This window comes from Anabaena sp. CCY 9402-a, from assembly GCF_963920945.1.
In the GTDB taxonomy this organism is placed as follows: domain Bacteria; phylum Cyanobacteriota; class Cyanobacteriia; order Cyanobacteriales; family Nostocaceae; genus Trichormus; species Trichormus minutissimus.
In genome coordinates this window covers 22558-34357 of sequence record NZ_CAWUDL010000029.1, presented here as the reverse complement: position 1 = coordinate 34357, position 11800 = coordinate 22558, and the positions used below count along the sequence as shown (strand labels likewise).

The 11800-nt window shown below is 40.9% G+C and carries 9 protein-coding genes; 2 read left to right on the top strand and 7 right to left on the bottom strand.

All coding sequences use genetic code 11. From position 1 onward, the window contains the following. Positions 1–14 precede the first annotated feature (14 nt). Together hemJ and ACM0OR_RS12740 are read left to right on the top strand one after the other, a co-directional pair. On the top strand, positions 15–599 hold the full coding sequence (gene hemJ, locus ACM0OR_RS12745; protein ID WP_414576506.1) for a protoporphyrinogen oxidase HemJ: 585 nt from the start codon (positions 15–17) through the stop codon (positions 597–599). Between the two features lie 71 nt (positions 600–670). Beyond that, on the top strand, positions 671–1534 hold the full coding sequence (locus ACM0OR_RS12740; protein WP_414576504.1) for a DUF6671 family protein: 864 nt from the start codon (positions 671–673) through the stop codon (positions 1532–1534). 275 nt (positions 1535–1809) lie between these two features. Here ACM0OR_RS12740 and ACM0OR_RS12735 read toward each other — a convergent pair whose 3' ends face one another. The 7 genes from ACM0OR_RS12735 to ACM0OR_RS12705 form a co-directional block, all read right to left on the bottom strand. Continuing rightward, positions 1810–3513: a response regulator gene (locus ACM0OR_RS12735; protein WP_414576502.1), complete on the bottom strand. Its 1704-nt coding sequence runs from the start codon at positions 3511–3513 to the stop codon at positions 1810–1812. A gap of 2 nt (positions 3514–3515) precedes the next feature. Continuing rightward, positions 3516–8582: a PAS domain-containing protein gene (locus ACM0OR_RS12730; RefSeq protein WP_414576501.1), complete on the bottom strand. Its 5067-nt coding sequence runs from the start codon at positions 8580–8582 to the stop codon at positions 3516–3518. 285 nt (positions 8583–8867) lie between these two features. Further along, positions 8868–9635, bottom strand: a complete 768-nt coding sequence (locus tag ACM0OR_RS12725; RefSeq protein ID WP_414576500.1) for an MBL fold metallo-hydrolase — start codon at positions 9633–9635, stop codon at positions 8868–8870. Beyond that, positions 9635–10234 carry an anthranilate synthase component II gene (locus ACM0OR_RS12720; protein WP_414576499.1) on the bottom strand — a complete coding sequence of 200 codons (600 nt, stop codon included), beginning with the start codon at positions 10232–10234 and terminating at the stop codon, positions 9635–9637. The genes ACM0OR_RS12725 and ACM0OR_RS12720 overlap by 1 nt, the downstream gene beginning before the upstream one ends. A gap of 149 nt (positions 10235–10383) precedes the next feature. Continuing rightward, complete coding sequence (locus tag ACM0OR_RS12715; RefSeq protein ID WP_414576497.1) at positions 10384–10839, bottom strand: diacylglycerol kinase family protein; 456 nt, start codon at positions 10837–10839, stop codon at positions 10384–10386. A gap of 139 nt (positions 10840–10978) precedes the next feature. Beyond that, on the bottom strand, positions 10979–11539 hold the full coding sequence (gene ybeY / locus ACM0OR_RS12710; protein WP_323268893.1) for an rRNA maturation RNase YbeY: 561 nt from the start codon (positions 11537–11539) through the stop codon (positions 10979–10981). Positions 11540–11626: 87 nt separating this feature from the next. Further along, positions 11627–11782: a DUF3285 domain-containing protein gene (locus ACM0OR_RS12705; RefSeq protein WP_323268892.1), complete on the bottom strand. Its 156-nt coding sequence runs from the start codon at positions 11780–11782 to the stop codon at positions 11627–11629. Between the last annotated feature and the right edge of the window lie 18 nt (positions 11783–11800).

The following is an 11800-nucleotide window of genomic DNA, read 5'->3' as shown; positions in this document are numbered from 1 at the left end:
GCAGGTTGCAATTCATGGCTTATTCCTGGTTTAAAGCATTTCATATTATTGGGATTGTGGTTTGGTTTGCGGGGTTGTTCTACCTGGTACGTCTATTTATCTATCATGTAGAAGCCAACCAAGAACCAGAACCAGCACGGACGATACTGAAAAATCAGTATCAAATTATGGAAAAACGCCTCTATCACATCATCACTACCCCAGGAATGTTGGTGACGGTAGCAATGGCTATTGGTTTATTAAGTACAGAACCGGAAGTTTTAAAAGAGGGTTGGTTACACTTCAAGTTGCTGTTTGTGGTTTTGCTGTTGGGTTATCATCATTACTGCGGTCGCTTAATGAAGAAGTTAGCCGCCGATGAATGTCGCTGGAGTGGTCAGCAATTACGGGCTTTGAATGAAGCACCTACAGTCATGCTAGTGGTGATAGTGATGCTGGCTGTGTTTAAGAATAATCTACCCACCGACCTTACAGCTTGGTTGATTTTTGCACTGATTATTTTGATGGCGGTGACAATTCAACTGTACGCGAGAAAACGCAGGCTGGATAAAGAAAAACTGACAGCCCAAATAGGACAAGTTCCTCAAGAACAAAGTTAGACTGGATTGCCTGAGATATCCTAAATTAAGAACTATCAGAAAATAGTTGCGATATCTCAGGTAACTCTTATATGAAATATCAGGAATTATTTAGCGATCGCGTGGCTGTCATAGCAACAATGCACCACAAAGAAAAAGTGATTGCTCCCCTATTAGAACAGGAATTAGGAATTAGGGCTATAGTACCCCAGGGTTTCAATACAGATATTTTCGGCACATTTACCAGAGAAATTAAACGCCCAGGTACGCAAATCGCCGCCGCTAAGTTAAAAGCCCAAAAAGCTTTAGAAATCACTGGAGAAAATTTAGCGATCGCTAGCGAAGGTAGTTTTAATCCTCATCCGATAATACCTTACATTTATGCTAATTTAGAAATCGTTATTTTCTTGGATAAAGCTAATAATTTAGAAATTATTGGTGAGGAAGTTTCTACAGAAACTAACTTTAATCATCAGGTTGTTAAAAGTTTAGCAGAAGCCTATGAATTTGCTGACAAAATAGGCTTCCCTGAACATGGCATTTGTCTCTGGTTTGAAGTTTCTGCAAATCGTTATAGTGAAATTATCAAAGGGATTAACACAGAAGAAAAATTCCTCAAAACTGTGAACTTTGCTTTAGAAAATGCACATAACAACCAAATAAATCTTGAGACAGATATGCGGGCAATTTACAATCCAACCCGCATGAAAAACATAGAAAAAGCTACCCGTAATTTACTACAGAAAATCAATAGTTGTTGCCCTAAATGCCAAACACCAGGATTTGAAATTACTGAACGCATTCCCGGATTACCCTGTGAAGTTTGCCATACGCCAACTACATTAATCCATACAGCCATATATCAGTGTAAAAAATGTGGTTTTAGACAAGAAAATTTATTTCCTCATGGTCAAGAATTTGCCAATCCTGCTCAATGTATGTACTGTAATCCTTGACCATTTATCACAAGGCGACAATGATGGATTAGGCGTAGGCGCAAGCCTACTGGGAGAGTAACCCAACAGTTGCAAGTATATGTTGGGTTTTGCAAAGCTTCAACCCAACCTACTAAAATAATGATTTATATTGATAAAAAAATCTCCCGTTGCTAGATAGTAACGGGTAGATTTAAAATTCCAGTTCGTCAGGTGATCGGAATAGTTATTTATTTAATATTTATTGCCTTAACTGCAATTCTGCCATTAGATAGATAAAATGTTCTCTCAAGTCCTCAAACTTGTATATCAAAGCACTTTGATTTTGAAAATCGTAAAGGCAATTCAATCATAAAACTTGTCAAACCATTACCACTCATAACTTCAATTGTGCCTTGGAGATATTCCACTAACTTTTTAACCAATGCTAACCCCAAGCCTGTACCACTATCTTGCCAGGAATTATCTTGAGGAATTTGGTAAGATGTATCAAAAATTGATAACTGGTCTTTTGTTGTATTTTGAGAAATTTGATAGAAAGGTTCAAAAATATGAGATTGCTCTTGTGTGGAAATGTCTACTCCAGAATTGTTAACTGTAATTTGCAAGGAGGGTAATAGATGAAACTCGTCACCATCTACAGGATTATCCTGATTGCTGATATTTTGCGGGTTTTGGGTAAAATGAACGGTTACTGTGATATGACCAAAAGCAGGAGTGTACTTACAAGCATTAGTCAGTAACTCTGATATGATGCGAGTCAGAAGACCTAAATCAGAAACTAAAGGTGGTAAGTCTGGCGGAACAGTTACTTTTAAAATCTGTTTTTGATTTTGGGTAATATCTTGAAAACTTTCAACTAGTTGCGGTAGCCATTCTTGGACTTGAATCAAAGTTAATTCTAATGGATAAGACTCTGCATCCATGATTCGCATACTCAGCAAATCATCTACTAAATTTAATTCTCGTTCGCATTCATGATATAGGATATTGAGGTAATGGAATGTAGACTCAAAGGCAGCAGGGGCAAAGACTTTGAAAATATTCTGTTGATTGAGAATATCTTTAAGTGTACTGATAGCCATTTTGATATTCGATAATGGCGATCGCATTTCATGGGAAGTAGTAGCCAAAAAATCCTCTTTCAACTGGTTGATTCTTTGCATTTCTGCCATTTGCAATTCTAGCTGGCGGGAACGCTCGGCTTTAATATTACGTTCTTCTGCTAGTCTTCTTTGGGTGTCATCTCGGAACACCATGACAGCACCTGTAATCACGCCACTGTGATCTTGCAAGCAAGTAGCACTATCTGCAATGGGAATTAATCTGCCATTTTTAGTGCTTAATAGGATATTACTGCCTAGATAGACAGTGCTGGTTTGTTGGATGGCAGAGGACATGGGATTTTGAACAGGTTGTAGCGTTTTTTCGTTAATTAACTGTAAGATTTCAGTTACTATTTGGTCTTTGGCTTGATTTAGTTGCCATCCTGTAAGTTCTTCAGCAACTTGATTCATGTATTTGATGTGTAACTGAGCATCAACAACAATCACTCCGTCCCCCATTCCTCGCAGCACAGAACTCAAAAATTGTTCGTGTTCATAGCGATTGAGTGCTGTTTGTATGGCAACATAGAGTTCTTGGTCTCTAACGGGTTTCAAGATATAGCCAAAGGGAAATGTGAGCGAAGCTCGTTCTACAGTGCTTTTGTCAGAGTGTCCAGTGACATAGATAACAGGAATTTGGAGAGTATTCCAGATTTGTTCTGCTGCTTGGATACCGTCATTTTCGCCGCGCAGTCGGATATCCATCAAAACTAAATTTGGTCGTAACTCAGTAGCTTTGGCAATTGCTAATTCGGCAGTATCGGCAATATCAACAACGCTGTAACCTAGGGATTCTAAAGTTTCTTGTAGGTTGATGGCCAAGATATATTCATCTTCCACAACTAGGATTCTAATTGTTGTAATTTTCTGTGTGTCAGAGGAGAGTGTGATCATGTTTAAACCCTAGTTGCTGTAAAATAAATTTTAAATTCTGTTCCCTGGTGAATGTTAATCTCTAAACTGCCTCTCAATTGCTTGACTAAACCCTGAATCAGAGTCATACCCAGAGTTTTAGTTTTCTTACTATCAAATTCCGCAGGTAGCCCAACACCATTATCACGAACGATGAGTATTAAGGTTTGATTAGTTGCTTGAGATAAGCTGACCTGAATTTCGCCTGCACGATCCGCAGAAAACGCATATTTCAAGGCATTAGAAACTAATTCGTTAATAATTAAGCCACAAGGAATAGCTGTTTCAATATCTAGATTGACATTTTCAACTTGAATTTTTAATTGAATATGAGTAGAACTTACATTGTAAGAATCAAATAAATGAGTTGTTAAGTCGGGAATATATTGAGCGAAATCGATATTAGCCAAATCATCAGAACGGTAAAGTTTTTCGTGTACTAGAGCAATGGAAGCGATACGATTTTGGCTATCTAGGAGAATGGCGGTGGCTGGAGAATCTTGAGTGCGTCTGTACTGCATTTGCAGTAAACTGCTGACAATTCCTAGGTTATTTTTGACGCGATGGTGAATTTCTTGGAGCAATACTTCTTTTTCTTTTAAAGATGCTTTAATTGTTTCGGCTACTTGTTTTTGTTCAGTGATATCTTGTTGGACAGCAACTAAAACTGTGCCATAATCAGGATGATCAAAAACAGAGGTATTGGCACTACACCAAAAGAGAGTACCATCTTTTTTGATATTTTGGACTTCGTAGGTAGCTTCACCTTGTTTTTTGACGACGGAGGCGATTGCTTGGTGAACTCCTGTAGCTGTAATTTGGTGATCTTCATAATTCAAAATTGACACATGGTGACCGATCAATTCACCAGCGTCATAACCAAATGTTTGGTCGAATTTGGGGTTTGTATAGACAATCATGCCATCATTGATGCGAACTAGACAAATTCCCTCTGCCATGTTGCGGGTAATCACCGCTTGTAATTCCAACATTTGTTCATAGTGTTTGCGATCGCTAATATTCAGACTATTGCCTATAATCCTGTAAATGCGTGAGGTTTCATCCCGTAGAGGAGTCAAGCTAGTAATCCACCAATTTAGCTGACCTTGGAATCGCAAACACTCCTCGTAGGTGATGGTTTCTCCAGCATCTACACAATCTTGATAATGCTGCTGGACAAGCATTGCTACTTCTGGCGGTAGAACTTGTTCTGGGGTTTTACCTTGCAAATCACTAGAGTGCAAACCTGTCAGTTTCTCGTGAGTCGGGTTCAAACCTACATAGCGAAAAACATCATCCTGAACATCGATCACAAAAATCGACTCTCCCACGCCATCATAGATACTGCGTAAAAACTGTTCTTTTTCTTGGAGTGCTTGTTCTGCTCGTTTGAGTTCCCGAAGTGCAGCTTGCTGTTCGCTAGTATCAATGATTACGCCTAGCATTCTGATCGGTTGTCCTACTGTGTCATAAATTCCCCGTCCTCTACCAATCAGCCAGCGAATACTAGCATCGGCATGAATGATGCGATATTCAGTTTCATAATTGGTACGATGTTGCAGCGCGCTCAATAAAGCCTGTTCCACTCGGTTTACATCTTCTGGATGGATAGCATTACGCCATATTTGATACTGCTTTGTGGATGAGGTTGGATCTAAACCTAACAAGCGATAGTGGTTGTCATTCCAAACCACTTCACCAGTTTGTACATTCCAGTCCCAAGTGCCGATGTTGGTAAATTCAAATGTGAGCCTTAGTTGCTCTTCACTTCTGGCTAAGGCTGCTTCTGCTTGTTGGCGATCGCGCAGTACAGCTTGCTGTTCACTAATATCTGTGACTCTGACAAGATTCATCTCTTGTCCAGCAACCCGAATGCGTTTCATTACTAGGCTTCCCCAGAAGACATTTCCTTGCTTGGAGAGGTATTCGATTTCTCGATGCCAAAACCCTAGCTGGTCTATTTGTGCAGCACAAGTAGCTATCTCTTCAGGTTGTAAGGGTTGTTTATGAAAAGTATAACCCTCTATCCCAATCAGTTCAGCTTTACTAGATACACCAAACATTTTTAGTGCTTGCTGGTTACAGTCAGTAGTCAGGAATGTCACTGGATCTACTAGAAACAGCGCATCCGCAGATTCGTTAAAAATAGCTTCTCGCAAGTCGCGGCTGTAGATGATTTCTAACTCAGCTTGTTTGCGTTCTGTAATATCTAAAATAGCTCCCAGTAGCTGTGCTACCTTTCCTTGACTATCTTTAGCTACTTCTGCCCTCGATTCAACATAACGCATTGAGCCATCCGGTCGGATAATGCGGTATTCTAAGCTGAAAGGGATGCTATGTGCGATCGCCTGTTCTAACTGAGTCTGGACTATGGCGCGATCGTCTGGGTGAACCATCTCTAAAAACTCAGTGTGGGTTGGTTCTACCTGATGGGGATTTAACCCAAAAATCTGAAAAGCTTCCTTTGACCAACTGCGCTGATAAGTGTTTAAATCCAATTCCCAACTGCCGACATGGGCAATTTTTTGAGTAGTGATTAGCCGTGCTTCGCTGTGGCGGAGTTTTTCTTCTGCCTGGATGCGTTCGGTGATATCTTGGGCAGTACCGTAGAGGCGCACTACTTGTCCATCTGCGTTGAATTCTGCATATCCAATGGATTCAATATAGGTGACAGTATCATCAGGAGTCAACTTACGCAGCAGCAATTTATAAGATTCACCAGTAATAATTGCTTGGTTGACAGCTTGCTCTAGTTTTGCCCTGTCTTCTGGGTGATACAACTCCAAATTTTCCTGATAAGTTGGTTCTGTTTGGGTGGGATCTAGATTGAAAAGACGAAATAGCTCCTCTGACCAAATAATTTTTTGTGTAGCTAGATCAAACTCCCAACACCCAAGACGAGCAACGCGTTGCGATTCTGCCAAAAATGCTTGACTCTTGCGTAGTGTGGCTTCAATGTGTTTGATGTTCGTGATACCAACTACCAATCCATCCCAGACTATGCGACCATCTGGCCATTTGTGGGGTGAAGAACGAAAATGCAGCCATTTGACTTGTTTACTAGGTGTGCAGATTTGCAGTTGAATATCAAACACGGAAAGATCGTGCATAGATTCATTAACTGCTGCTTCTAGGCGCAGATTGTCTTCCCCAATAAACTGGCGATAAAGTAAGCTCGAATCTTGCAGTGCATCTTCTGCTTTGACTTCCATCAATTTTTCAATCCCTGCACTGAGGTAGGAAAAGCGATCGCTACCATCTAGTTCACGGACAACCTGATATATTGCTCCATTAGGAAGGTTATCGCCGATTCTCCGCAGCATGGCTTCACTCTGTTGCAAAGCGATTTCTGCGGTCTTGTAATCGCCAATATCCCCCAGAGAACCAACTAATCGGATGGCATTACCTTGCTCATCCCAGACTGCTTTGGCGCGGGATTTAAACCAGCCGTAACTACCATCTTGGAGACGCAGACGATATTCACAGCTATAAACGGGAGTTTGCCCTGATAGATAAGCTTCTTGAGCCGCCATGACTCGTTCATAATCATCAGGATGCAGGCGTTTGCTCCATTCATCATCCCAATTGCTCAGTTCATGGCCTTCATAGCCTAACATCTCAAACCAACGGTCAGACCGGAAGGTTTTATTCGTTAGTATATCCCAATCCCAAATGGCTTCATTAGTACCGGCGATCGCTAGTTGCCAACGTTCCTCACTTTTGCGGAGAGCTATTTCTGCTTGTTTGCGGTCAGTAATATCTTTACTAATACCAGTGGCAATCCAGCAGTTGTTTTCGGGGTCATGGCGGGAGGTGTAGGTGGCTGAAATCCAACGTAGAGAACCATTTTTGTGAGCAAATCGGAATTCTACACTGGTTGTAATTCCCGCCAAGATATCTGCAAACAGAGGCATAATTACTGTTTCTACATCTTGGGGATGTACTCGTGACCTCCACAGGTGTTTATCCTGGATAATTTCCCCTGCTGTATAGCCAAAGATAGCTTCACAACCGGGAGATTGGTATTCATATTCCCAATCATGATTCGAGAATACCCGAAAACTAACTATAGAATTAGCGATTGCGCTATTGAGAATGTCATTTAACCTCGCTTCTGAGGCGCGATAGTGTGCTTCTCTTTCCCAGCACACTTGACTTATCTGTTGTCGCTGGGTGATTTCTTGTGCTAATTCTGCTTTCTTGCTATCAATTATTTGTTGCAGGACAGTAATCACTTTACACAGTTTGATGGGGTCTAATGCCTGCAATACAATGCTTTGGGTGATTATTCCTAATAATTCGCGATCGCTTCCTGTCACCACTAAGCGGCGAATTTCTAGCGACTGCATCCGTTGATACGCACTCCACAATGTATCTTCCGGCGCAACAGTCACGAGGCGATCGCTCATCACCTCCCCTGCTATGGTAGAAACTAGATCCAAACCCTGTGATTGGAATTTGACAATATCTCGTTCAGTTATAATTCCGATGGGTATTAGTGCTGAATCTTCTGCCTGCGATTCTGACACAATAACTACAGAACTGATTTGATGACTAGTCATGAGGTGCGCTAAAGTCTCCACTGCAACCTTAGCAGGCGCAGAGATTACATTAGTTTCCATGACATCAGCAACAGTTCGCAACTTCAGTAAATCACTGGGTTGTAACGCATCTCGCACCGATAATGGTGTCAGCACACCCAAAACTTTTCCTTGACCATCAATCACGGGTAGATGAGAAATATGATGCTGGCGAAACAGTTGTAAAACAGTGTTTAGATCCTCAACTTCTGTCTCGCTTAAGGTAATTACAGGTTGCAGTATCAGTTCTGCAATGGTCATCTCTGCGAAATTAATTTTATTAGCGATCGCTCGTACTACATCTCGTTCTGTGAAAATATTTACTAATTTTTGCTGTTCTAGAACTAATACACAGCTAGTATGAGCTTGACTCATCAGATGGATTGCTTCAACCACTGGGGTATTTGGGGCAACTGTCACCAATGGTGGTTGATAGCTGGCATCCAAGAGACGCAATCTAAGAGTGTCCATCTTCTGAATTTAGCCAATGTTTGTAGATAACAATTTTCTAGTTAAATGATTCTCAATATTTTTATTTGTGGAATTTATTTATATAAAGTTTACTTTTCTTCAAAAGATTTTTTTTATCGTTGTAAAAAAAAACTCCCTCTGCTAATTAATAGTCAGAGGGCAGTGTATGGTGTGAGGAGCAAACAGAATGTTTGCTTAATACCTAGAGTATCAGGGGATTGTGACAGAGTTATCTCAATGTGATGAATTTGATGCGATCGCTATTAACAGTGATCAGTCAACAGTTCAAAACTTGTAACTTAAAACCTGAATCACACTACTATCAGGTAAATTACCAGAATTAAGATTAATCGTGTCGCTATTACTACGGCGGACGGTTGTACCCTGCATCAAGGTTAAAAATTCATCTACTGGCGTAATATCACAGGCATTAGGATCAGCAGCTTGTGTACGGTAGTGGGTGGGAATGACAATTTTGGGATTTAAAACTGCGATCGCTTGTTTTGCTTCTTCCGCATTATAAGCTTTGGCACTACCACCCACGGGTATTAACAATACATCTGGTCGTCCCATGAGGATTTTTTGTTCTAGAGAAATAGGCGCGGCTGCCCCCCCTAGATGTAAGATATTAACTCCCCCTTGATTCCACTTCCAAGCAGTATTTACCCCAAATTGCTTACCACCTTTGCGATCGTGGTCGATAGCAATTCCTTGCAACTGAATCCCTTTAAATTCATAAGATCCGGCGGTAAATACTAACTTAGGATTCCCTGGTAAGCCATCAACTGCGCCTTCATCTAGTAATTGGCTGCTAATCAACACTAAATCGGCTGAGACTTTTGGCAAACGATATCCAGCAGTACAACCCAGTTTCCGAAAGGGATTAACCAGAAGTTTTACCCCACCACCAGTAAATAGAAAGCAAGTATGACCCAACCACTGTACTGATACCCCACCAGATTGAGCATTAGCTGGGAGAAAAGAAGCAAAGGTAGGAGCAATAGCCGTGGTGAGTCCCGCCCCAGCATAGCCAATAAACTGTCGTCGTTTCATTAATTCTTCTCTTGTAACTGTTGCAGGAAGTTTCGCAGTAACTGTTTTCCTAAAGATGTGAGAACACTCTCTGGATGAAATTGGACACCTTGAATGTGAGGATAGTTCCGGTGTCGTACTCCCATGATTGTGCCATCTTCTACCCAAGCGGTGATTTCTAAAACTTCCGGGCAAGTCTCGCGGTCAATCACCAGACTATGATACCTAGTGGCAGTCATCGGATTTTCCAACCCCTGGAAAACACCTATCCCAGTGTGAGTTACCTGAGAAGTTTTACCGTGCATTAATTCTGGAGCAGAAACAATTTTACCACCAAATACTTGACCAATACTTTGATGACCCAAGCACACACCTAAGATTGGCAAACTAGTTCCTAATTCTTTAATCAAATCTAGGGATATACCCGCATCTTCTGGACGACCAGGGCCAGGGGAGATGACTACAGCATCCGGTTGTAATTGCTGAATTTCGGTTAAGGATATTTTATCGTTACGAAAAACTTGAATATCTGACGCTACGGGGAACTCAGCTGCTAGTTCTCCGAGGTACTGCACTAAATTATAAGTGAAGCTGTCGTAATTATCTATAACTATAATCACAGCCTATAATAGCTCCTAATTTTTACTCTCACCATGTTTAATTGTCACCAGTTCTGCACTAGTGTAGATGCGATCGCCATTAATTATGACTATACGCCAAGTACATCTTAGTAATTAATGCGGCGGCAGGTGGAGTAAACAATTTAATTTTAAAAAGCTGACATAATTAGAACTACCAATGGTGGAAGCAACAGCACAGATGCAACTAACACTGCTACCAAAGCAGAGACAAGCACCGCACCAGCCGCACAATCCTTGGCGATTTTTGCCAATTCATGGTAAGTCTGCTTGACGGTTAAATCTACAAGGGACTCGATCGCCGTGTTTAATAACTCCAGTGCCAATACTAAACCGCTAGTGATACCAATAATTGCAATTTCCACTGCTTGCAGATGTAAAAAGACGCTGAGAGCGATCGCGAAAGTGCAAACACTCACATGAATCCGAAAATTCCGTTGCGTCTGAAAACTATAGCTAATTCCAGCCCAAGCGTACTGGAAACTCACTACTAAACTAGAGGCCACTTGCCAAGAAAGGCCTCGTTCTTTGTTCACAAAGGTAAATAGTTGATTTTGAGTAGGTGGGGGAGAGATTTGTTGAGACATAGGCTTAAAATTAGAACAATAAGGTACATATACTGAGAATCTGGGATGATTTTACTATTGCAATCAACTTTAACGCAGCTTTTTACAGAAGTATTATATTAGGATCGCTTAAATTTCATACTTACAAACACAAAAATCTTTAATATTCTATGTCTATATGAATACCGATTGACCTCAGTAAAATTGCTTGCTGCTTTAACATTTCTGTTAAACTTTCTTCATCAGGATGATCCCAGCCCAACAAATGTAGTAAACCGTGAGCTACCAACCAAGCAAACTCAGTGGATAAACTATGTTCTTGTTGTTGAGCTTGACATTGTGCTGTGTTTACTGAAATAACTATATCCCCTAAATACAACGGCGCAAACGACATTTCCGCCACTTGTGGAAAATCTACCTCTAAAGCCGCAAAGGATAGGACATCCGTTGGCTTATTTTGCTGGCGATACTGAGCATTTAGCTCTTGAATTTCTACGTCATTAGTCAAACGTAGCCCAATTTCATAACTAGATGCTGGCGGTAGATGGGGTTGGAGAATGTCTAACCAGCAATCAAACCAGTTTTTCCAAGTTTCAGATGCAATTTGATTCTCAAGATAGTTAGATTTGAGAGCTTCTTCTAGTGAAGACTCACAAAAAACATCTTGTACATCAAGGTCGAATTCTACCAACTCCAAAATCTCCTTATAAGGGTTTAGCATCGTGGCGAATTGAGGAGGGAGATTTCAATGCGGAGTGACGCGCAGAAGTACGCAGAAAATTCGCTACGAATTAATAAAATGGTGCGCTTAGTGTGTGAGGTAAGCTAAACCGACAAAAACCGCTAACAGCCCTACTGTGGTGAGCAGGAAATGCTTCAAAGAAGTACCACCCTTCCGCACCATATTTCGCATCGCCAGTTTAACGTAGCTGGGTTGATTTTCTGTTGCAGGAGAATTACTCATAAATTAAATAACAAGTTC